This window comes from Nocardia sp. NPDC056952 (genome assembly GCF_042674185.1).
GTDB lineage: Bacteria > Actinomycetota > Actinomycetes > Mycobacteriales > Mycobacteriaceae > Nocardia.
This window is the reverse complement of the sequence record NZ_JBHURA010000012.1, coordinates 89,384-111,183: the sequence shown is the minus strand read 5'-3', so window position 1 is coordinate 111,183 and position 21,800 is coordinate 89,384. Positions and strand designations below refer to the sequence as shown.

Here is a 21,800-nt window from a genome sequence, read left to right as displayed (position 1 = left end):
CCGAGGTCGTCAGGTTGCGCTTGACTCTCCCACTGTGTGAGGCCGTACACCGGAAGGCGTCATGTTCAGTATCGGAGATTTCGCCAGGCACGGTCAGGTGTCGGTGCGCATGCTGCGCCACTACGACGCGGTGGGCTTGCTGCCGCCTGCCAGGGTCGACGCGGCCACCGGGTACCGCTTCTATACGGCGGCGCAGCTGGCCCGGCTCAATCGGCTCATCGCACTGAAAGAGCTCGGGTTCACGCTGGAACAGGTGGGCAGAATGCTCGAGCCGGGGCCTGACGCGGCAGAACTGCGCGGCATGCTCACCTTGCGCCGCGCCGAGCTGGAACAGCGGATCGCGGCCGACCGTTCGCGGTTGACCGAAGTCGAAGCGAGACTCCGAATCATCGAAAAGGAGGGCGTCATGCCCGATCAGGATGTGGTGATCAAGTCGGTGCCCGCGGTGCGGGTGGCCGAATCATCCAGCTGGGCTTCGGGATTCGAACCCCAGGCGATCAGCCCGGTGATCGGGCCGCTGTTCAGCGAACTGTCCGATCGGCTGGCCAAGGCCGGGATCACGATCGCCGGTCCCGCGATCGCCTACTACGACGCGCGTGACGACGGAACGGTCGGCGTGCACGCGTGCGTGCCGGTCAATGTGGAACCCGCTGCGGCACCGGACTTCTCGATCGTCGATCTGCCCGCGCTCGAACATGCGGCGACCACCGTCTATCGCGGGAACGTGAGCGGGATCGGTGCGGCGTGGCAGGCACTCGGTCGCTGGGTGGAGGACAACGGGCATCGCACCGGCGCACCCGTCCGCGAAGTCACCCTGGAGTGGACCCCCGATCCCGACGGCTGGGTCACCGAACTACAGGAGCCTCTCGCCCCGCGGTGATGCAAGGTCGGCGGTCGGCACGTGCTCGCCTGACTTCAAGCGGTCGCGGCTTCCTGATCGGTGGACGCCCAGGACAGCTCGGATGCCACGGCATCCAGCAGTTCAGCGGCGAGCGCGCCGCCGCCCAACCGGCCGATGGTCAACCTGCCGAGGTAGGTGTAGACGAGGAAGGTGACCGCCGCGGACGCCCCCGTCGACGGGCGGGGGTGTGCGGAGAGGTAGACGATCTCGTAGTCGTCGAGAATCAGCCCGGCGGGGGCGCGGAACGTGGGCACCGTCCCGGTGTTGGTGAGCGCGATATGCCCTGCGGTGGAGTGGATTCGATCGGGACCGAAGAAGTCGGGGAAGTGCAGAACGGACTGTTCGATCACCCCGTCGGCCAGGTCGTCGTGCAGGCTGGTGCCGATCCGGCGAGCGAGCACGATGAGGTCCGCGGTGTCGGCGGCATCGGTGGCGAACGCGGCCAGGCCGGACAGGTTGGTGCCCGCTTCCGCGGCGACCGCCGGGTCGAGGCGCCTGCGCAGGTCGACCGGATACACACACGACACGCGGTCCGCGCCCGAGAGATCGCTGTACGCCCGCAACGCCGCGGCGGTGACCAACCCGTTGACGCTCACCGCGTGCGCGCGAGCCGTCTCGAGCACCCGAGCGGTCGCAACGGTATCCAGCTGAATCCGCGCGGGCCGGGCCAACGTGGCCGGTGCGGCTTCCGACCACTCGGCCCCGCTCATCGAATCGGCGACGACGAGCGGACGCGCCACCGTCTCGAGTCCCGATCGCCGCCCACGCCGGATCCCCCGCTGCGCCAGCAGCACCTCGAGTGACGCCGGATACTCCCGCGTCCCCTCGGCTGCGGTCTCCGACTCGGCGACCACGGCTGCCGAGTCCGCGATCTTCCCGGTCTCCACAAAGTCGGTGTAGTAGCCCCACAGCCGCGCGAACAGTTCGACACAATGCCCCGCGTCGGCCACGCTGTGGTGCACGAACAACGTGACCCGAGCCCGATCCTCTTCGGCGAGAACCACATCCAGATAGGCCAATTGGGCCCCGGGATCCATGGACTCGGCCGGAATCCGCACCTCGTCGGGATCGCCGAAACTCACCCACGCGCCGACGGCCTCGATATGCCCGGGACGCAATAGGATTCCGTTCTCGTCGGCGTCCTCGACGATCCGGCACACCAGAATCGGAAACCGCCGCTGCAATGCCGCGAAGGCCGCGCCGAGCCCGGCCGCGTCCAGTTCCCCGAGCACGGTGACCGACCGTCCGGTGAAAGTCGCGTGCCGCACGAATCGTTGTTCCGACGGGTCGAGCGCCCGCATCACGTCTTCCGGTTCCCACAGCACAACGAAGATCGTGAGGCAAGCGCCCACCCAACGCAAACCGTCAGCTACGCAGTGTGATCAACCGCCCAGCGCGCGGATGCGAAAGAACCCGCACCGACTTGCCGGTGCGGGCTCCCTCGACCTGACGTATCAGGCGCCGATCAGTCGCGCTGCCAGGTAGGACTCGACCTTGTCCAGGGCGATGCGCTCCTGGGCCATCGAGTCGCGCTCGCGGATCGTCACCGCGTGGTCGTCGATGGTGTCGAAGTCGACCGTGATGCAGAACGGGGTACCGATCTCGTCCTGACGACGGTAACGACGGCCGATGGCACCCGCGTCGTCGAAGTCGACGTTCCAGTTGCGGCGCAGCTGGGCGGCGAGGTCCTTGGCCTTCGGGGTCAGGTCGGCGTTGCGCGAGAGCGGCAGCACCGCGGCCTTGACCGGCGCGAGGCGCGGATCCAGACGCAGGCTGATCCGCTCTTCGGTCGTGCCCTTCGCGGTCGGCACCTGGTCGACGGTGTAGGCGTCGACCAGGAAGGCCATCAGCGAACGGGTCAGACCGGCGGCCGGCTCGATGACGTACGGCGTGTAGCGCTCACCGCTCGCCTGATCGCGGTAGCTCAGGTCGACGTTCGAGTGCTCCGAGTGCGTCTTGAGGTCGTAGTCGGTGCGGTTGGCGATGCCCTCGAGCTCGCCCCATTCGCTGCCCTGGAAGCGGAAGCGGTACTCGATGTCGGTGGTGCCCGCCGAGTAGTGCGACAGCTTTTCCTTGGGGTGCTCGAACAGGCGCAGGTTCTCGGGGTCGATGCCGAGGTCGGTGTACCAGGACAGACGGGTGTCGATCCAATACTTGTGCCACTCCACGTCCTCGCCCGGCTTGACGAAGAACTCCATCTCCATCTGCTCGAACTCACGCGTGCGGAAGATGAAGTTGCCCGGCGTGATCTCGTTGCGGAAGCTCTTGCCGATCTGGGCGATGCCGAACGGCGGCTTCTTGCGCGCGGTCTCCTGGACGTTCTTGAAGTTGACGAAGATGCCCTGTGCGGTTTCGGGACGCAGGTAGTGCATGCCCTCTTCGTCGTCGACCGGGCCGAGGAAGGTCTTGAGCAGGCCGGAGAAGTTGCGCGGTTCGGTCCACTTGCCGGGCTGGCCGGTGTCGGGGTCGTTGATGTCGGCCAGGCCGTTGGCGGGCGGGTGGCCGTGCTTGGCCTCGTAGGCCTCGATGAGATGGTCGGCGCGGTAACGCTTGTGCGTGTGCAGCGACTCGACCAGCGGATCGGAGAAGGTGGCCACGTGGCCCGAGGCCTCCCAGACCTGGCGCGGCAGGATCACCGAGGAGTCGAGACCGACGACATCGTCGCGGCTGGTGACCATGGTCCGCCACCACTGCCGCTTGATGTTGTCCTTCAGTTCGACGCCGAGCGGACCGTAGTCCCACGCCGACTTGGTGCCTCCGTAGATCTCACCGCACGGGTAGACCAGACCCCGGCGCTTGGCGAGGTTGGCAACGGTGTCCACCTTCGACTTGGGTGCCACGCGAGATTTCTCCATCCACTGCGAGTCGGAATTGTTCGGCATGCCGTACCGGTGTTCGGTGCGGCCTACCGTACGTAAGTGGGTCCAGCGTATCGGGACGCGTCCAGTGGGTTTGCAGCAGCCGAGGTGTCCGCGCGGCGCGTCATTTGACATGCGCAATTATGCATATCAAAATGGAATCTGTTTCCATTAAGGAGTTGGTTGATGACCACCGAGGCCGCGCCCGCGCACCCGCACAACCCGTATCACTCCCCCGCCCCCGCCGCCGTGCCGTCGCGCACGGTACTGGAGGACGCGGGCGAGCTGCTACGGGCACTGGCCGCGCCGGTACGCATCGCCATCGTGCTGCAGTTGCGTGAGTCGCCGCGCTGCGTGCACGAGCTGGTCGACGCGCTCGGCGTCACCCAGCCGCTGGTCAGCCAGCATCTGCGCATTCTCAAATCGGCGGGCGTCGTGCACGGCGAACGCTCGGGCCGCGAGGTGCTCTACGAACTCGTCGACGACCATCTGGCGCATATCGTGGTCGATGCCGTCGCCCATGCCGAGGAAGGGTAATCCGTTGGCAGACAACACCTCAGCGAAGCAGGTCGGGGTCCGCAGCACCCGTCAGCGCAGTGCCATCTCGGCCCTGCTCAGCAACATCGACGAGTTCCGGTCGGCGCAGGAATTGCACGACGAGCTCCGTAAACGCGGCGAGGGCATCGGCCTGACCACCGTCTACCGGACCCTCCAGTCCCTGGCCGACGCGGGCATGGTCGACGTGCTGCGCACCGACACCGGCGAATCCGTCTACCGCCAGTGCTCGAGCGGCCACCATCACCACCTGGTGTGCCGCCATTGCGGGCGCACCGTCGAGGTCGAGGGCCCGACGGTCGAGGCGTGGGCCGAGACCATCGCGAGCGAACACGGCTTCACCGAAGTGAGCCACACACTCGAGATCTTCGGCACCTGCCGCGAGTGCGTGCGCAGCCGAGCCGATGCGGAGAGGGACGAACCCGCATCGGTGTGACTCACCTCACATGATGGAACCTTCGCTTCGCGAGCCCCGTCCAACCTTCACGAAGGGACCGGCCCGCACGGGCGCGTAGTCCTCTCGGCAGCGAAGGAGGGGGCATCGTGAGTGGGACCCTGGGCGTCGAGCCCGATCAGTTGACGACGATGGCGACGACCTGGCGTCGGGAGGCGGCCGAAGTCGACGCGCTGAGCTGGACGGCCGCGAGCGAAGCGACCGGCGTCGGCAGTGACGTACTGGCGGCCGTGCGCGGGCTGTCCGACCCGGCTTCGCAGGCCATGGACTCGATCGCGACCCGATACACGACGCTGGCCGACCTCGTCGACAAGTTCTCCGCCGATATCCAGGCAAAAGACGCCGAGACCGCGGGCGACATCGGGAAGCTCGGTCCTCGCTGATGCGGCCGACCATCCCCCAACTCGACACCTGGAACCTCGAAGGCCTGCACCGCGCCGGGGAAGCCGCCCGCGCCAACGCCGACATCCTCTCGACCTCGGTCGACGACTGCTCGCGCGCGCTCTCGGCCGCGGGTAGCTGGTACGGGCAGACCAAAGACGCGGCCTCGCGGCGCATCGACGAGGAAGTCGATCACGGCTACGAGGTCCGCACCGTGCTGCTCCGCGTGGCCGACGACGCCGAAGACGCCTACCAGGGCCTCGAGCATGCCAAAACCTATGTGCTGGAACAGAAGAACCTCGCCGTCGGGCAAGGTTTCGTGGTCGCGCCCGACGGCCGGGTGACCCATTCCGATCCGGAAGAGGAAGGCGCCGCAGGAGTTTTCCAGCTCAACCTGCTCAGTGGGCTGGACGAGCTCGAACGCCTCGACAACCTGTTCGGCGCCAGGCTGCGGGAATCGATGGGCGACCTCGGGGCGATGCGCGACGGGCAGCCCGACATCACCCTCGCCGACGGTTCGATGCGGGATCCGGACGCGGTCGCGATCCAGCTGGCGTCGATGTCGCCGGACGATCGGGCGGCCTTCCTGGCCGGGTTGAGTCCCGAAGCGCAACGTCAGCTGGTGATCGCGGCGCCGGAGAAGCTGGGCAATCTGAACGGAGTGCCGTTCGTCATGCGGATCGAGGCCAACGAGATCAATGTCCGCAATGCGCTGACGTCGGAGAAAGCCAAGCCGAATCGGGACGAATCGCGGGTGAAGCAGCTGGAAGCGATGCTCGCGCCCATTCCGAATCCCGAAGGTGCGGGCACGCTCGCCGCCGCCGCCGCCGCGACCGGCGAGACAGCGACACCGCAGCTGGGCATGGTCGACCGCAAGTTCGTCATGTTCAGCACCGAGGGCAACGGGCGGATGATCGAGATGGTCGGCGAGATGACGTCGGGTGCGCCTGGTGTGGGGGTATATGTGCCCGGCACCAGCACGAATCTCAACGGCTCGGGGTCCAATCACGTAGCCGCATGGAATCTCGCCGATCAGACGGGCGGCCCCATCTTCCTGTACATGGAGGGCGACTTCCCGCAGAGTCTGACCAGCCTTTCCGACGGGGCGCCCAGCCCGAAATTCGCGGCCGATATGGCGCCGAAGCTGGTCGACTTCGGACGGGAAGTCGACCGGGAGGTCGCCGCCGGCGCACCGGGCACACCTGTGTCCTATGTGGGGCATTCCTATGGTGGTTCGGTCGTCGGTTCCGCCGAGCAATGGGGTCTGCGGGCCGACCGGGTCCTCCATGCTTCGTCGGCGGGAACCGGTGTGTTCGAAGGTGGTTGGAACAACCCGAACCCGGATGTCCAGCGCTACTCGATGACCGCGCCCGGCGATTTGATCGGTGTCGTGCAGTCCTATCCGGACAGCGGGCTGACCCTGCCCGGTGGGCTCCACCTTCCCGGTAATCCGCATGCGTCGGAAGTTCTCGGCAGTGATCCCGATGAGGTTCCCGGCGTGACCCGGCTCGACACCGGGTTCTATGGCGGCAACACCGGCGAGCACAGCGCCAACGAGGTCGTCTTCGGCAGCGACGGACACGGCAAATACTGGGACGACCCCAAATCGACCGCGTTCCAGAACATCGTCGGCGTCATCGCCGGAACGGATGCGACCGCATACGTCGAACGCGGGATCGAAACCCGTTGGGTGGACGTGGGTCTCGGCGACAACGGCAACGGCGGTAAGGAAGCGTTCGACGCGGGCCGCGCCGCGACAGTGAAAGAACTGTTCGGGGTCGAGCACCCCTACTCGAACCCTCGCGTCACCGACAACCCGCAACGGGGCGAACGGATAGATATCCCATGAGAAGGCTCGTCACAATCTGCGCGATCCTCGTGATGCCTGCCTGCTCGGCGTTCGTCGACGAGGGTACGTCGACCGATGAGGTCCTGAACTCCACTGGTCTGCGCGTTCCGGAAGCATCACAGATCGTCGCCGACAACTTCGCGCTGATCTCGCCGAGAACGCGTTCGGTCGACGCGGGCTCGGTGAAACTGGGCAACGGATGCCGCACCGACCCGAACACGCTGAAGAGCTACGGTCCGCCGTGGGCACCGAGTTACCAAGAGGCTGAACGGAATCCGTCACAGGAGCACATCGACAAGGCGCTGGCGAACCTCGAGGCGATGACCGCACGTGGTTTCACGCGACAGGAAGGCATCCCCGGCGACGACCCGGCGAGCCGGGTGTATCGCGATTCACGAGGGTTCGCCGTGTACAGCATCCGAGACAAGACCGTTCGCGGCGAGGTCGAGTTCACCTTGTTCTCCTCCTCCCCCTGCGCAGCGGAGTAGGCGTGACCTTTCGCGATGCGCATCAGCGTGACTACGATCTTCGGAGCGGGGACGTCATGAACGAGCACCGGTCTGTGGGAGGGACGAAGACATGGCAGTTCGAGGTGCGGCGGCGAGGGTGTTCGGCGTTGTCGCGGTGGCGGGGTTGGCTGTCGCGGGGTGCGGGGAGCAGGGGACGGCTACTCCGCAGACGAGCAGTGTGAGTGTGGCCGCGAGTCCTACTTCGGTGGATGCCGAGGCGAAGGTGTGGGATCCGTGTTCGTTGCCGGATTCAGCTGTCAGCGGGGCCGGCCTGAACGTCAGCAGCCGGAAGAACGAGGTTGCCGGGGTCGACTTCACAGGATGGAAGACATGCAGCTGGCAGGACTCCGCGAAGCAGTACACGTTCTCGGTCCTGTCGTCGGAACACGCGCTCGCTGAATCCCGAGCACGAAAAGACTTCACGGATTTCACCGAGACAACCGTGGGATCACACAAGGCAATTCAGCTTCGAACGACAGGGTCGACACATGACCTGGGTTGTACTGTCGCCGTTGAGATCCCGAACGGGTCGGTCCTCTTCAGGCTCTTGAACCGCGTCAGCGCGTCCTCGCCGCCTGCGCCATGCCCGGAGGTACGCAGACTCACCGACAGCTTCGCTCAGTACCTTCCCGAGAGCTAGTGGGTGACCAATGCTTTTGAGCATCGACCCCGGCGAGTGGAGTCAACTCTTGGTCCAGGCAGAAGCCGGTCAACTCTCACTCGACCCCGAAGTCGGCAAGGATCTGGACAGGGTTTGCGACGACCACTTGGATCGGCTGGAAGAGGTTTATGCCCAGGTCGACCAGGTCCGCAATATCTCCGGCTTCGGATCGTTCAACTCGAGCCAGACGCTGGAGCGGAAATTCTCATTGACCGCATCCGGAGGTGACCGTCCACTGGACGAAGTCCTCAAGAAGCATATCGAGGCCGTGCAGACCGCCAAAGAGGTTGTGGCCAAAGCGATTGCGAACTTCGTCGCCCAGGACGAAGCGACCGGTGCCGAGATCTCCGCGACAGGAGAACACCTGTGACCTACGAGGACTACAAGAGCAAGGTGATCGCAGCTCAGGAGCAGTGGAATACCGAGCGGGCCAAGATCTACGACCGCCAGCTCGCCGGCAATTACGCCACGATCTTCGGCGGCGACATCCAACCCCCGCACATCACCACCCCTGACAACTACGACAGCATGACGCTCGAGCAGATGCAGGCGGCGGTCGCGGCGATGAAACCACAGCTGGTCGATGACGCGGTCACCGCGTGGGCGAATATCGGTGGTGCGCTGATGGGCACCTTCACCGGGTTCAACCAGCAGTTCGCCCGTACCGTCACCGGCGCCGGCGGCCACAGCGGATGGACGGGGGCGGCAGCTTCCGCCGCCGTCGCGGCCGTGAACAACTATGCGCAGCAATCGATTCCACTCTCCCAGGCCGCGACTGCGATCAGCCTCAAACTGACCGAGATGCGCACCGGGATCGAGCAGACCCAAGCGTTGATGCCCGGCCTCACCGAGCGCACCAACGTCACCGGCAAGTCGCTGCCCGCCGACGGTGTGATGAAGGTCGACGATCACAACCGCGACGAAGCCACCCAGGAGGGCAGGCGGATCCTGCGTTCGGTGTACAGCCAGGTCGCCGGCCAAACCGACAACGGCGTTCCCTTCTTGCCGACCGCGCCGACCATCGCCGACGGCGGTGGACCCGGCAGCAACAGCGATACGACTGCCATTGACAATCAGGGTGATTCGACCGCAGCCGACAACGAATCCGGAGACCCGGCAGCGGGAACGCCCGGCGACAGCGCGACACTCGAGGGGTCCGGTACCGGATCGTCCGCCACCACAACCTCTTCGACAGACGCGGGCTCGACCACGCCCCAGAGCACCACCACCACACCGCAATCCACCGCCCCCACCACAACACCGAACACCACTGCACCGACCAGCGCTGGTGCCACAGCACCAGGCGTCGGCACACCCGGCGCCGGCACCCCGGGCACCGGCGCTCCCGGCTCCGGCGCCCCCGTCTCCGGCAGACCCACCGGTAGCGGGCCCGGTGGGACGGGCACCCAGCGCGGCAGCGGCACCCCGACCAGTTCCGCCCCCGGCCGAAGCACCCCTGGCAACCCGTCTCCCGCTGCCGCGACCGCGACCGGAACCCGCGCGGGCACCTCCGCCGCCGGCGGTCGCGGCGCAGCGGGCGTGGGCGGCATGGGCGCGCCGGGCGCAGGTCGCGGCAACTCCGACGACGAACGAACCAAGGGCATCCCCGACTACCTGATCACCCAGGAAAACGGTGACCTCCTGCTCGGCGCGGACCAGATCAGGACCGTGCCCCCGGTGATCGGCGGAGACGACGACAGTGCACCGCGCTGAATTCACCGGCATCGAATTCGAGATCCTGTGGTCCGGCTACGGCCGTGACCGCCTTCCTTATCCTCTCCAATACCGCACCGATATCGCCGAATTCGACGAACTGAAGCAGCACCGGGAAGCCGCGGTGGACGCCCTCCTCCGCAAATACGACCCGGCGGTGGAACGCGCTCTCGCTGTCCTGCTCGATCCCGAGGCCAGGGTCGAATCCAAAGGCTATGTGGGACAGGACAACGCGAACATCATCCGTTTCCACGGCGCGATCCGCGGCGCGGTCGGCGCCACCCTGCAACAGGCGCCGGGCACCGCGGAGGACACCGGCGCCGACGTCACCCTCACCTACTGCACGCCCAGCCAGGTAGCAGCCCTGACAGTCGCTGCCCTCCCCCGCACGAAGCCGGGCAAGAAAGCGCCGGTCGAGGTCCGCCGAGACCAGCTGTCCGCCGAAGAAGACCACTTCGAATACCGCGCGGGCCGCCTCAGCTCGGCCGACCAGCTCAACCGCATGTTCCACCGCCCCCGCCGAGCCTTCGGCGAGATCTCGGCCCTCTCCGGCCCCGCCCTCGACTCGCGCCCCACCCCCGCCCGCACCTTCTGGTGGATGGACTACCCCGACGGCCGCTACTACGTGAAAACCGGCGACCCCATCGTCGCCGAGCCCCTGCCCACCGACCGCATGATCGCCGGCATCTACCGCATGCTCACCCGAGCCCAGCGCTACCACCAAGAATTCGGCACCGACGACTACCGCACCGGGTAACCGCACAGTGCACGATGCAGCGATTACCCGCCTATTCGCTTCAAATTATGCAGCGAATAGGCGGTAATATCGCTGCATGACGAACCGTGGGTACATCTGGGAGGCGACGAACTGGCCTCGCTTCACCTACGACGCCGTTCTGCTCGCCAAACCGACGGCAGAGGTCGCGCTCGCACAGGGGCGCCTGCACGGTCGACTCACCCACGCCGACGACGCCACACAGGAACGCGCGGGGTTGGAAGCGCTTACCACTGACGTCGTGCAGTCGAGCGCCATCGAAGGCGAGTTACTCGATGCGGCGTCGGTCCGGTCGTCCATCGCTCGCAGGCTCGGTGTCGATATCGGCGCGACAACACCCACCGACCGCCGGGTCGACGGTGTCGTCGATATGGTCTTCGACGCCACCCGCCATCACGACCAACCGGTGACTGCGGAGCGTCTGTTCGGCTGGCACGCCGGACTCTTTCCCACGGGCTACTCCGGCATCTCACGAATCCGGGTGGGCGGCTGGCGAACCGATGAGACCGGACCGATGGAGGTGATCTCGGGACCATACGGTCGGCAGCGAGTCCACTTCGAGGCCCCACCCGCCTCGCGCCTCGATGACGACATGTACCGCTTCCTGATGTGGCTCGACGCGGAAACCCCCGAACCCGCGGTGCTGAAGGCCGGCCTGGCACACCTATGGTTCGTGACAATTCATCCCTTCGATGACGGAAACGGCAGAATCGCACGCGCGATAGGCGATCTCGCCTTGGCTCGTTCCGAACACAGCCCTCGCCGGTTCTACAGCCTGTCCGCCCAGATCCAGCGCGACCGCAAAAACTACTACGCGATCCTCGAAAGCACCCAACGCGGCGACCTCGATGTCACAGCCTGGCTGCTCTGGTTCCTCGATGCGCTACTCCAGTCCATCAACAACGCCGACCGAACCATCGACGCAGCGCTCGCGAAAGCCCGCTTCTGGCGCACGTGGCACACCACGGCGATGAACCCCCGTCAGATCGAAATGCTCCACCGAATCCTGGACGGTTTCAACGGCAACCTGACAACCCGCAAATGGGCGATCATCACCAATACGTCCCAGGCCTCCGCCCTCCGCGACATCAACGAACTCATCGAGCTCGGCGCCTTGCGACGCTCCGACTCGAGCGGCCGAAGCACATCCTACGAACTGACGGAAATCGCCGAGCTGAACAAGGAGTAGCTGCCGAATCTCCGCAGTCACAAGCTCCGCTCGACATCAGAGCCAAAACGCTCCGCACGAGAGTTGGTCGTGCGGAGCGTTTTCGCGGGAGGGTCAGGCGGGTACCGCCACCGGTTCGGGAGATGCGGTAGGCGTGGTCAGCTGGCGGGAGCGGAGGGCGCCGAGGCCGAGCAGGGCGACTCCGCCTGCGGCCCAGGCGAGTAGGACGGCGAGGGGGGCGAGGGCGCCGGCACCGTCGAAGTAGGCGACCGAGCGGAGCAGGGAGGCAGCGGCGCCCGGGGGGAGCAACTGGCCGATGGTGCCCCAGGGCTGGGGCAGGAGTTCGGGGGCCGAGGTGGCGGCGGAGAACGGGTTGCCGACCAGCAGCATGGTGAGGGCGCCCAGTCCGATGCCAGGGCGCCCGATGGCGGCGGCCAGGCCGACGATGACGGCGGCGACGGTAAAGGAGGCCAAGCCCGCGATGGCGGCCAGTTCGAGATAGGAGCCGGGCAGGATCGAGAGCCAGGTGTGGAAGATCAGGGTGCTCAGGAGCCCGCCCGCGATACCGAAGGCGGCCAGTCCGGCGAGCCGGGACCCGAAGGCGGGGACCAGCAGGGTGAGCAGGATGCCCGCGGCCATGCCGGACATGACCAGCGGCAGGACCATCGAGCCGAAGCCCGCGCCGCGCTGATCGTCGGAATCGATGGCGATCACGTCCTCGACGGGAGCGACGGGGATACCGCTGAGTTGCTGCGCGACGGCGGTGAGCTGTTGGGCGACGGCGGGCGAGGCGGCGGAGGCGACCAGGACCTGCGGTGCGCCGTTGCCGGTGATGATGGCGCCGTAGATCTCGTTGTCGGCCATCGCGTTTCGCGCCTGCTGCGCGTCGGTGACGGTGGTGATCTCGAAGGCCTCGGGATCGCGCTGCCGCAGTTGCTGGGCGACCTGGGCTGAGGCGGGACCCGCGACGGCGACCGGCAGATCACGCGGGCCGATATTGACGGCGGGCCAGGCGAAGGCGATGAGCATCAGGGCCTGGATCGCGGTGGCCGCGAGGCCGAGAGCTACTGCTCGGCGGGTGATCGTCATGCGGTTTCTCCCCTTAAAAGCGAATGTTCGTTCTTTTTGATGTTCCTACCGTGACACCGCCCACCTCGCTTGTCAAGAACGGACATTCGTTTTACTTTTGACTCATGCCCAGAGTCAGCGAAGAACACCTGGAACGCCGCAGGCAGCAGATCCTCGACGCCGCGCAGCTGTGCTTCGCCAGGAAGGGCTTCCACGAGACCTCGATGCAGGACGTATTCGCCGAATCGCAGATGTCGGCGGGTGCGGTCTACCGGTACTTCACCAGCAAGAACGAGATCATCGCCGCGCTCGTGAACCGCACGATGGGGCCGCTGCGCGAGCGGCTCGCCGAGATCATCCGCACCGAGACCCCGCCTCCCCCGGCGGAGGTCATCCGACTGCTGACCACCGAGATCGTTAAACGCAGTGGGCCCGAGGGACCGCTGCGACTCGCCCCACAGGCGTGGGCGCTCGCGCTGGTCTCGGACGAGGCGGCCGTCCCGGTACGCGCGGCCATCGCGTCCATGCGCGCGCTGTGGTTCGAGTACGCGGACCGGTTGTGCGAGTCCGGCTGGCTGCCGCCGGGCACCGATTCCGACGCGATCGCCAAAACGCTCATCGGGCTGCTGCCCGGCTTCATCCTGCAACACCTCCTGCTCGCCGACGTCGCCCCGGAGGATTTCGCCCGCGGTCTCGAGGTCATGCTGCCGGGACCTCCGCACCATCCCAGGTGAGCAAGGCCACTGTTGCCACCGTCGCCGAACGGGTAGGTTCGGGTGCGGCACCGGAGGGGGTCCCGAGCGCCGGACATCGTTGAATACCGATCCGACCAGGGAGTTTCCTGTGACTTTGCACCGTCGAACCCTTCGATCACGCGGCTTGACCGCACTGGCAGCCGTGACCGTTGTGGCCGCGCTGCCCGCGGCGATGGCAGGTACCGCGCAGGCCAGGATGATCGGCGGATTCGAGGTGGGCGGCGCGATCGAGACCGAATACGACCAGGCGGGCGGCCCGGCGCTGGGCGAGCCCACCTCCCCGGAAGCCGACGCGGCGGCCGGCGGCAAGTATCAGACCTTCGCCAACAACGCGGCCATCTACTGGCATCCCGACACCAACGCCAACACCGTCGCGGGTCAGATCCGGGACAAGTTCGCCGAGACGGGCAACGAGTCGGGCAAGCTCGGCTACCCGACCACCCGCGAGCAGTCCACCCCGTCGGGCAGCGGCCGGTACAACCACTTCCAGAAAGGCTCGATCTACTGGTCCGTCGGCACCGGCGCACACCAGATCAGCGGTCCGATCCGCGACAAGTGGGCGGCGTTGGGCTGGGAATCGAGCCCGCTGGGCTTCCCGCTCACCGACGTGTCCGCGGCGGGCAAGGGCGACGGACAGTTCACCATGTTCCCGACCGGCGCCATCTACTGGACGTCGAAGACCGGCGCGCACGCGGTGTGGGGCAGCATCCAGGCCGACTGGATCCGCGCGGGCGGCGAAAACGGCCGCTACGGCTACCCCACCAGCGACGAATACGACTACCAGGGCGGCAAGGCCCAGGATTTCACGGGCGGCAAGATCACCTGGAAGCCCGAGCGCTGAGCTACAACCAGCCCTGACGCTGCGCCGCCAGGATCGCCTCCGCGCGGTTGCGGGTGCCGGTCTTGCCGATCGCGGCCGAAAGATGGTTGCGCACAGTCCCTTCCGAGAGGTGTAAGCGCTCGGCGATGGCCCCGGCCGCCGAACCGTCGGCGGCCGCGGCGAGCACTTGACGTTCCCTGGCCGTGAGCGGAGACGTTCCGGCAGTGAGGGTCTCGGTCGCCAGCGCCGGGTCGACGACGCGTAGTCCCAGATGTACCCGGCGGACCGCGTCGGCCAATTCCCGTGCGGGAGTGTCCTTCACGACGAACCCACTCGCGCCCGCATCGATGGCGCGGCGTAGGTAGCCGGGTCGACCGAACGTGGTGACCATGAGGATCCGCACGCGCGGGTGTGCGGCGTGCAGGCGGGCGGCGACCTCGATGCCGTCCAGGCCGGGCATGTCGATGTCGAGCAGTGCCACGTCGGGGCTGGTGCGGGTCACCGCGGCCAGGACTTCGTCGCCACGGCCGACTTCGGCGACCACCTCGAGGTCGGATTCCAGACCGAGCAGGGCGACCAGCGCGCCGCGCACCAGTGCCTGGTCGTCGGCGAGCAGCAGCCGGATCATCGGACACTCCCTTCCGCGGGAACCGTCGCCAGCAGGCCGACGCCACCGCCCGTCGGCGTGGACATGGTCAGCGTGCCACCGGCCGCGCGCAGTCGCTCGGCCAGCCCGCGCAAACCCGAGCCGGACGATGCGGTGACGTCGCAGCCACGGCCGTCGTCGGTGATCTCGATGCTGTTCTCGGTGACGACCACGGTGCAGTGTTCGGCCGCACTGTGACGCACGACGTTGGTCACCGCCTCGCGCAGCACCCAGCCGAACAGCTCACTGTGCCGAGTGTCCACCATCGTCGAATCGGGCAGTACAGCAACGATCTCGGCCGCGGTCAGCGCGGTGTGCGCGGTGGCGAGTTCTCGGCGCAAACTCACCTCACGCAGACCACCCACGGTGTCGCGCACCCCGGCGAGCGCCTCGCGGGCCAAGCGTTCCACATCGGCGAGTTCGGTCTTGGCGCGCGCCACGTCGACATCGATAAGGCGTTGCGCGAGTTCGGTTTTGATGGTGATCACCGTGAGGGAATGGCCGAGGATGTCGTGCACATCGCGGGCGACCCGATTGCGCTCGGCCTCGATCGCCAGGTCGGCGCGCTGACTGCGGGTAATCGCCTGTAGTCGCCTGCCGCGCAGGCCGATCTCCCTGGCGAGCCAGATCACCGGCGGAATCACCGCGAGCACCAGCGCCGTGCCACCGAGCCACCGGCCCGGCGCGAACACGGGCATCGCCACCATCGTCGCCGATACCGCCACCACCACGACCAACGAGAGCCGGGTGGGCAGCGAGAATATCGCGACCGCGGCGATGTAGAGCACGGTCGGGAGCGCGGCCGCGCCGAGCAGCGCCATCATCACCACTGACAACGCGGCCATGCCTACGAGCAGCGGCCAGATCCGCGGATCGACAGACCGCGGATCGTCCTGCTCGTCCCAGTCGAGCCGGCGGAAGACGACGAACGCCGTCACGATCAGCCCGCCGAACGCCAGCACGGCTACCGTCGCACCGACCGCCCGCACCGTGCCGTGCTCGACCCAGCTGTCGTGGATCTGCGGTACCAGGTACAGCAACCATCCCGCCGCGAGCGCGGCACCGAACCACCCGCGGCGCATGCCGCTGGTATCGGTCGCCCCGGTGCCGAACACCCGGTCGACGAAGTCACCCGAACTCACGAGCATTCCCTTCTCACAGCACTTGCGCAGCCACGCGGGCCGACCCGGCGAGTACCGACGGTACCCACGAATCGGCCCGCGTGATCGTTCGTTCAACGGGCGGTGTCCCGGCGGAACAGCGCGGCCGCGCCCACCACGAACACCGCGGTCCACGCGACGACATTCACCACGGCCAGCGCGATGGTGCCCGCACCGGTATCACCGAACGGGGTACGCACCAGGGTGGCGACCCCGTAGGTCGGCAATACCTTCGACACAGCGGCGAACCACCCGTGGATCGGGAAGAACAGCCCGCCCGCGAACGACAGCATCGCCAGTCCCGGGCCGAGCAGTTGCATGACGTTCTCCGAGGGCAACAGGTAGCCCATGAGCAGACCGAAGGCCGCGAACACCAGCGAGCAGATCCAGGCGAGCAGGAAGCAGGCCACCCAGGCCACCGGTGTCAGAGCGGCACCGCAGAACGCGCCGACGACGAACACCGTCGCCACCGCCACCAGCCCCAGCGACATCGCGACCGCGACCTTCGTCGCCACGTAGGCCACCGGCCGCAGCGGTGTCAGCCGTAGCTGGCGGGTCCAGCCGTGGGCACGTTCGACCGCTACCATCGCGCCGCCGCTGGTAGTCGCGAGCAGGGCCCCGTAGAGCGCCATCGACACCATGATGTAGCCGGTGATGTTGCCCGAACCGAAGGACTCGTCCCGGTTTCCACCCTGTAGACCGAAGATCACGAAGAACACCGGCGGCATGATCAGGGTGAAGATCAGGGTGCGCCGGTTGCGGAGCATGCGGCGCAGTTCGAGCGAGAGGAAGGCCGCGCTGAAGCCGCCGAGGCGAGGTGTGCGCGCCGGTTTTGTCGCGGTGCGGGTTGTCTCGATCATGTCAGCGCTCGCCTTCGGGTGCGGAGGTCAGCGCGAGGAACGCCGATTCCAGGTTGTGGGTGGTGATTTCGATGTCGTGGGCCGCGGTGTGGGTGAGCAGATAACGGGCGATGTCATCGGAGTCCCTGGCCTGCACCAGGATTCGATCGCCGCGCAGCTCCACCTGCTCGACGCCGGGCAGCGCGGACAGGTGGGCCGGGTCGGCGCCGGGCAGGGTGGCCGCCACGGTCCGGCCGACGGTCAGGTTCTTGATCTGGGCGGCGCTGCCGTCGGCGACGATACGACCGGCACGCACCAGCACGATCCGGTCGGCGTAGGCATCGGCTTCGTCGAGGTAGTGGGTGGCGAACAGCACGGTGCGGCCACTCACCGCGTCCTCGCGCATGGCCGCCCAGAAATCGCGCCTGCCCGACACGTCCATGCCGGTGGTGGGTTCGTCCAGCACGATCAGGTCCGGGTCGGGCAGCAGTGCCAGCGCGAACCGCAGCCGCTGCTGCTGGCCACCCGAGCACTTTCCGACGAGGCGGTCGGCGATATCGGCGATGCCTGCCCGCTCGAGGACTTCCGGCGCCGGCCGCGGCCGGGCGTGCAGGGCGGCGACCAAGCGAACGGTTTCGCCGACGGTGAGGTCGGGCAGCAGCCCACCCGACTGCAGCACCGCGGCCACCCGACCGGCCCGCACGGCATCCTCCGGCGCTTCGCCGAAGACCGCGACCGTGCCCGAATCGGGAGCGGTCAGGCCGAGGAGCAGGTCGATCGTGGTCGACTTACCCGCGCCGTTGGGGCCGAGGAAGGCGACGATCTCTCCCGGCGCCACGGTCAGGTCGAGACCGTCGACGGCGCGGACCGGACCCGTGGTTCCGGGAAAGGATTTACGCAGGTCGCGCAGCTCGATGGCCGCGCGGGTCGTTCGTGGTGAAGGCATGGTTCAAGATTCGCGCGGACGAGGCCGCGAAACCTGAGCCGACTGTCACCATTCGCCCATGACAGGTGTCACGGATTACGGCGCGAGCAACCCCTGCCGGGCTCGGCTCGCACCGGACAGCGCGAGCAGCAGCATGGTGGTGAGGGCTCCGTCGTCCAGGCCTTCGGCGGGGAAGGTGTAGCGCAGAATGACGTCGCCCAGCTGACCACGGGCGATCAGCGTGACCGAACCGAACTGGATCTCGTTGTTGCGTTCGGCGACGCGCTTGTGCAGCGCCGTCTTGAGCGGGCGATCCCACGCCAGCACGCTGGTCAGCGACAGCACGGTGAGGCCGGGCGCGAGGGTGACGGCGCGGATCGAGCACAGGGCGCCGTCGTATTCGAAGCCCAGCGACCCGTCCGAGTCCACCCGGACATCGACGTCCTGCATCTGCAGGCAGGCGCCGGTGCGCGCCTGCAGGTCGATTTCGGGTGAGACCGTGGTATCCATCTCGGCTCCGTCGTCACTCATTTGGCGCCACCGAAGCGGCGATCGCGCTTGGCGTATTCCAGGCACGCGTCCCACAGGTTACGCCGGTCGAAGTCGGGGAAAAGCGTGTCCTGGTAAACGAATTCGGCGTAGGCCGCCTGCCAGATCAAGAAGTTCGAGCTGCGGAACTCGCCGGAGGGGCGAAGGAACAGGTCGACATCGGGCATATCGGGTTCGTCGAGATACTTCGCGACGGTGGCCTCGTCGACCTTCTCCGGGTCGATCTCACCCGCGGCCACCCGGCGCGCGATTTCCCTTGCGGCGTCGGCGATTTCGGCACGGCCACCGTAGTTGACGCACATGGTCAGCGTCATCACGTCGTTGTCCTTGGTGAGCTCTTCGGCCACCTCGAGTTCCTTGATCACGCTGCGCCACAGGCGGGGCCGGCGCCCGGCCCAGCGCACCCGCACGCCCATCTCGTGCATCTCGTCGCGGCGGCGGCGGATCACGTCGCGGTTGAAGCCCATCAGGAAGCGCACTTCGTCGGGGCTGCGTCGCCAGTTCTCGGTGGAGAAGGCGTAGGCCGAGAGCCACTTCACGCCGATCTCGATGCAACCTTCGACGGAGTCCATCAGCACGGCCTCGCCGCGTTCGTGTCCGGCGGTACGTGGCAGGCCACGCTCCTGGGCCCAGCGCCCGTTGCCGTCCATCACCAGCGCGACGTGGTTGGGGACGAGCTCGGGCGGGATCGCGGGCGGACGCGCGCCGGAGGGATGCTGGGACGGCGGCCGCACGGTGCGGGTGCCGTCCTTGCTCGCGGGAGAGGAGTCACGACGCAGGATCACGGCGTCCATCCTGCCTGATCGCCGGGTACGAGCTGCACGGGCTCCGGCTTCGCGCCGTTTGCTCAGCCGACCCGGCCGACGACAGCGGCGTCTGGCCGGTCCGCGGGATCGATGCGGGATCGCTCGATCAGCGGGAGCGTGCGCAGCTGGCGCTCCAGATGCCACTGCAGGTGGGCGGCGACGAGACCACTGGCCTGGCGGCGGACGTTGTCGGGAACGCTGTCGATGTAGGCCCACTCCCCCTTCAACAGGGCGACGAGCAGATCGAGCACCCCGGTGATGGGCGTGCTCGCGCCCGGCGGACGGCAGTGCACACAGACCGCACCGCCCGCGGCCACATGGAAAGCGCGGTGCGGGCCGGGGGTCGCGCAGCGGGCACATTCGTCCAGCGCGGGCGCCCACCCGGCGAAACCCATGGCGCGCAACAGGTATGCGTCCAAGATCAGTTCGTGGGGGCGCTGTTTGGCGGCGATCGCGCGCAGGGCACCCGCGGTGAGTACGTGCAGTTTCGGGGCGGGTGCGCGTTCTTCGCCCGCGAGACGCTCGGCGGTTTCGAGGATCGCGCACGCGGTGGTGTAGCGGCCGTAGTCGTCGATGATGTCGGCGGCGAACGCCTCCACGGTGATGACCTGGGTGACGATGTCGAGCGTGCGCCCGGGGTGCAACTGCACATCGATATAGGAGAACGGCTCGAGCCGCGCCCCGAACTTCGATTTGGTGCGCCGCACCCCCTTCGCCACCGCCCGGACGAGCCCGTGTTGCCTGGTCAGGAGCGTGACGATGCGATCGGCCTCGCCCAGCTTGTGCTGGCGAACCACTACCGCCTCATCCCGATACAACCGCACGCGCCCAGTCTTGCATGTGCGCCCGACACCGCGGTCACGGACACGGATCAGGACTGGAGCAGACCGGCGATGAGTAGCAGCAGCGATTGCTGGGTGTCGATGCGAGCACGGTCGGGGTCATCGGCGTGGGCGACGATGAGCGAGGCTTCGGTGATGGCGCTGAGCAGTAGTTGCGCGAGTACCGGAACGGGGGCGACCGGGATCAGGCCCGCGTCGGTGGCACGTTGCAGTTCGTCGGTGATGAGGCCGAGTCCGTGGCGAGCTTCGAATTCGCGGAAAGCGGGCCAGCCGAGGACGGTCGGGGCGTCCATCAACACGATGCGCAGCATTTCCGGGCGGGCGCAGATGTCGAGAAAACGCGCCAGACCCGCGGTCATGCCGCCGATGATGTCGGCACGGTCGACTGCGGCGACGGCGCTCGCGATCTCCTCGGTGGCCTCGGTCTCGACCTGTTCGAGAACCGCGAGGAACAGTCCGCGTTTGTCGCCGTAGTGATGGTGCAGAGCGCCACGGGTGACACCGGCTGCGGCCACCAACTGCTCGGCCGATGTACCGGCGAAGCCGCGCTCGGCGAACAGGCGACGGCCTGCCTGCTCGAGCGCGGCTCGGGTGACGCGGGAGCGATCCTCCTGACTACGGCGCTGCATGCAGCCGAGTGAACTCCACGATCAGTTCGGTGAGCAACTCCGGCCGGTCCTCGGGGATGAAAGTGTAGGAATTGTCGAGGGTGCGCAGGCTCGCCCGCGGTAGATCGGCGACCAGCCGTTCGGCCAGCGCCATCGGGAACAGTTTGTCCTCGGTCGACCAGACCACCAGCACCGGGACATCGACCGTGCCGAAGTGTTCGGCGGCGGCCACGGTGCATCGCTTGTCGACACCGGCGGCGAAGCGGCGCAGGTCGTCGCGGATGGCGGCGTCGCGCCGGGCAGACCCCAAATAGGACTGCGCGATCTCTTGCGGCAGTTCATGTTTGGTGACCAGCCCGAATCCGAGTGGCAGGCGCTGCATGAACCCGAAGCGCATCGGCGCCAGCAGCGGGCGGATCATGCCGGGAATCTTCGCCACCTTCAGCAAGCCCGCGAAAGGCTGCGGCGGGAACACTTCGTAGCAGTCGACGGCGGCCAGGACGACGCGGCCGATCCGTTCCGGTCGGCGGGTCATCAGGATCTGGGTGAGCGCACCACCGGTGTCGTTGGCGACGATCGTGACGTCGGTGAGGTCGAGCGCGTCGAGGAACTCGGCGATCAGGTCCGCGATGCCGGTGGGGCTGAGGTCGGCGTCGGGCATCGGGATGGTGTGGGATCCGAGCGGCCAGTCGGGCGTGAGGCAGCGGTGGCCGGCGGCCGCGAGACCGGGCACGATCCCGCGCCAGATATCGGCGTTGACGAGCAATCCGTGGACGAAGACGACCGGCGATCCGGAGCCGGTGTCGTGGTAGCGGATGCGGCCGGACGACAGGGCGATCTCGCGTGCCGGGCCGAGTGCTGAGCTGATTCCCATGGGGTCCTCCCCTGGTCGAATGCTGGGCACGTCCACTGTTACATACATCCCGTATGTATGTCTATACCCACCCTAGGGGATGTG

General features: G+C 67.3%; 25 protein-coding genes. 13 read left to right on the top strand and 12 right to left on the bottom strand.

What is annotated here, in order from left to right; all coding sequences use genetic code 11:
* Positions 1-61: 61 nt before the first annotated feature.
* On the top strand, positions 62-880 hold the full coding sequence (locus ACFTS5_RS30070; protein WP_378637577.1) for a MerR family transcriptional regulator: 819 nt from the start codon (positions 62-64) through the stop codon (positions 878-880).
* Between the two features lie 35 nt (positions 881-915).
* Here ACFTS5_RS30070 and ACFTS5_RS30065 read toward each other — a convergent pair whose 3' ends face one another.
* Positions 916-2,226, bottom strand: coding sequence for an acyltransferase (locus tag ACFTS5_RS30065; RefSeq protein WP_378637574.1), 1,311 nt, complete (start codon positions 2,224-2,226; stop codon positions 916-918).
* A gap of 129 nt (positions 2,227-2,355) precedes the next feature.
* Positions 2,356-3,756 carry a glycine--tRNA ligase gene (locus ACFTS5_RS30060; RefSeq protein WP_378637754.1) on the bottom strand — a complete coding sequence of 467 codons (1,401 nt, stop codon included), beginning with the start codon at positions 3,754-3,756 and terminating at the stop codon, positions 2,356-2,358.
* Between the two features lie 189 nt (positions 3,757-3,945).
* Between ACFTS5_RS30060 and ACFTS5_RS30055 the strand changes: the two genes are divergently transcribed.
* The 10 genes from ACFTS5_RS30055 (at position 3,946) to ACFTS5_RS30010 (ending at position 11,845) form a co-directional block, all read left to right on the top strand.
* Positions 3,946-4,296, top strand: coding sequence for a helix-turn-helix transcriptional regulator (locus tag ACFTS5_RS30055; RefSeq protein ID WP_067456316.1), 351 nt, complete (start codon positions 3,946-3,948; stop codon positions 4,294-4,296).
* Between the two features lie 4 nt (positions 4,297-4,300).
* On the top strand, positions 4,301-4,750 hold the full coding sequence (locus ACFTS5_RS30050; protein WP_378637570.1) for a Fur family transcriptional regulator: 450 nt from the start codon (positions 4,301-4,303) through the stop codon (positions 4,748-4,750).
* A gap of 107 nt (positions 4,751-4,857) precedes the next feature.
* On the top strand, positions 4,858-5,151 hold the full coding sequence (locus ACFTS5_RS30045) for a type VII secretion target (protein ID WP_378637567.1): 294 nt from the start codon (positions 4,858-4,860) through the stop codon (positions 5,149-5,151).
* Positions 5,151-6,998 (top strand): alpha/beta hydrolase, encoded by a 1,848-nt coding sequence (locus ACFTS5_RS30040; protein WP_378637564.1) that lies wholly within the window; start codon positions 5,151-5,153, stop codon positions 6,996-6,998. Before ACFTS5_RS30045 ends, ACFTS5_RS30040 begins: the two co-directional genes overlap by 1 nt.
* Positions 6,995-7,486: a hypothetical protein gene (locus ACFTS5_RS30035; protein ID WP_378637562.1), complete on the top strand. Its 492-nt coding sequence runs from the start codon at positions 6,995-6,997 to the stop codon at positions 7,484-7,486. The genes ACFTS5_RS30040 and ACFTS5_RS30035 overlap by 4 nt, the downstream gene beginning before the upstream one ends.
* A 91-nt stretch (positions 7,487-7,577) precedes the next feature.
* Positions 7,578-8,147 (top strand): DUF3558 domain-containing protein, encoded by a 570-nt coding sequence (locus ACFTS5_RS30030; protein ID WP_378637560.1) that lies wholly within the window; start codon positions 7,578-7,580, stop codon positions 8,145-8,147.
* 10 nt (positions 8,148-8,157) lie between these two features.
* Positions 8,158-8,538: a hypothetical protein gene (locus tag ACFTS5_RS30025; RefSeq protein WP_378637559.1), complete on the top strand. Its 381-nt coding sequence runs from the start codon at positions 8,158-8,160 to the stop codon at positions 8,536-8,538.
* Positions 8,535-9,881 (top strand): hypothetical protein, encoded by a 1,347-nt coding sequence (locus tag ACFTS5_RS30020; RefSeq protein ID WP_378637557.1) that lies wholly within the window; start codon positions 8,535-8,537, stop codon positions 9,879-9,881. Before ACFTS5_RS30025 ends, ACFTS5_RS30020 begins: the two co-directional genes overlap by 4 nt.
* Positions 9,868-10,638 carry an ESX secretion-associated protein EspG gene (locus ACFTS5_RS30015; RefSeq protein WP_378637555.1) on the top strand — a complete coding sequence of 257 codons (771 nt, stop codon included), beginning with the start codon at positions 9,868-9,870 and terminating at the stop codon, positions 10,636-10,638. Before ACFTS5_RS30020 ends, ACFTS5_RS30015 begins: the two co-directional genes overlap by 14 nt.
* Before the next feature lie 76 nt (positions 10,639-10,714).
* Positions 10,715-11,845, top strand: coding sequence for a Fic family protein (locus ACFTS5_RS30010; RefSeq protein ID WP_378637552.1), 1,131 nt, complete (start codon positions 10,715-10,717; stop codon positions 11,843-11,845).
* A 93-nt stretch (positions 11,846-11,938) separates the two neighbouring features.
* On the opposite strand, the gene ACFTS5_RS30005 is transcribed toward ACFTS5_RS30010, so the two are convergent.
* Positions 11,939-12,913 carry a hypothetical protein gene (locus ACFTS5_RS30005; protein ID WP_378637549.1) on the bottom strand — a complete coding sequence of 325 codons (975 nt, stop codon included), beginning with the start codon at positions 12,911-12,913 and terminating at the stop codon, positions 11,939-11,941.
* A 104-nt stretch (positions 12,914-13,017) separates the two neighbouring features.
* On the opposite strand from ACFTS5_RS30005, the gene ACFTS5_RS30000 reads away from it, so the two are divergent.
* Positions 13,018-13,626 carry a TetR/AcrR family transcriptional regulator gene (locus ACFTS5_RS30000; RefSeq protein WP_378637547.1) on the top strand — a complete coding sequence of 203 codons (609 nt, stop codon included), beginning with the start codon at positions 13,018-13,020 and terminating at the stop codon, positions 13,624-13,626.
* A 145-nt stretch (positions 13,627-13,771) separates the two neighbouring features.
* Complete coding sequence (locus tag ACFTS5_RS29995) at positions 13,772-14,488, top strand: LGFP repeat-containing protein (RefSeq protein ID WP_378637544.1); 717 nt, start codon at positions 13,772-13,774, stop codon at positions 14,486-14,488.
* Between the two features lies 1 nt (position 14,489).
* On the opposite strand, the gene ACFTS5_RS29990 is transcribed toward ACFTS5_RS29995, so the two are convergent.
* The 9 genes from ACFTS5_RS29990 to ACFTS5_RS29950 form a co-directional block, all read right to left on the bottom strand.
* Positions 14,490-15,095, bottom strand: coding sequence for a response regulator (locus ACFTS5_RS29990; protein ID WP_378637541.1), 606 nt, complete (start codon positions 15,093-15,095; stop codon positions 14,490-14,492).
* Positions 15,092-16,255: a sensor histidine kinase gene (locus tag ACFTS5_RS29985; protein ID WP_378637539.1), complete on the bottom strand. Its 1,164-nt coding sequence runs from the start codon at positions 16,253-16,255 to the stop codon at positions 15,092-15,094. Before ACFTS5_RS29985 ends, ACFTS5_RS29990 begins: the two co-directional genes overlap by 4 nt.
* Positions 16,256-16,347: 92 nt before the next feature.
* Positions 16,348-17,133 (bottom strand): ABC transporter permease, encoded by a 786-nt coding sequence (locus ACFTS5_RS29980; protein WP_378637536.1) that lies wholly within the window; start codon positions 17,131-17,133, stop codon positions 16,348-16,350.
* A 1-nt stretch (position 17,134) separates the two neighbouring features.
* Entirely contained in the window at positions 17,135-18,058 is a 924-nt protein-coding gene (locus ACFTS5_RS29975; RefSeq protein ID WP_378637534.1) for an ABC transporter ATP-binding protein, read from the bottom strand.
* A gap of 75 nt (positions 18,059-18,133) precedes the next feature.
* Positions 18,134-18,487: a YbjN domain-containing protein gene (locus ACFTS5_RS29970; RefSeq protein WP_378637751.1), complete on the bottom strand. Its 354-nt coding sequence runs from the start codon at positions 18,485-18,487 to the stop codon at positions 18,134-18,136.
* A 77-nt stretch (positions 18,488-18,564) separates the two neighbouring features.
* Positions 18,565-19,380 (bottom strand): isoprenyl transferase, encoded by an 816-nt coding sequence (locus ACFTS5_RS29965; protein ID WP_378637531.1) that lies wholly within the window; start codon positions 19,378-19,380, stop codon positions 18,565-18,567.
* 53 nt (positions 19,381-19,433) lie between these two features.
* Complete coding sequence (gene recO, locus ACFTS5_RS29960) at positions 19,434-20,216, bottom strand: DNA repair protein RecO (RefSeq protein WP_378637528.1); 783 nt, start codon at positions 20,214-20,216, stop codon at positions 19,434-19,436.
* A gap of 47 nt (positions 20,217-20,263) precedes the next feature.
* Complete coding sequence (locus ACFTS5_RS29955) at positions 20,264-20,863, bottom strand: TetR/AcrR family transcriptional regulator (RefSeq protein WP_378637525.1); 600 nt, start codon at positions 20,861-20,863, stop codon at positions 20,264-20,266.
* Positions 20,850-21,716, bottom strand: a complete 867-nt coding sequence (locus tag ACFTS5_RS29950; RefSeq protein ID WP_378637523.1) for an alpha/beta fold hydrolase — start codon at positions 21,714-21,716, stop codon at positions 20,850-20,852. The genes ACFTS5_RS29955 and ACFTS5_RS29950 overlap by 14 nt, the downstream gene beginning before the upstream one ends.
* Positions 21,717-21,800 lie beyond the last annotated feature (84 nt).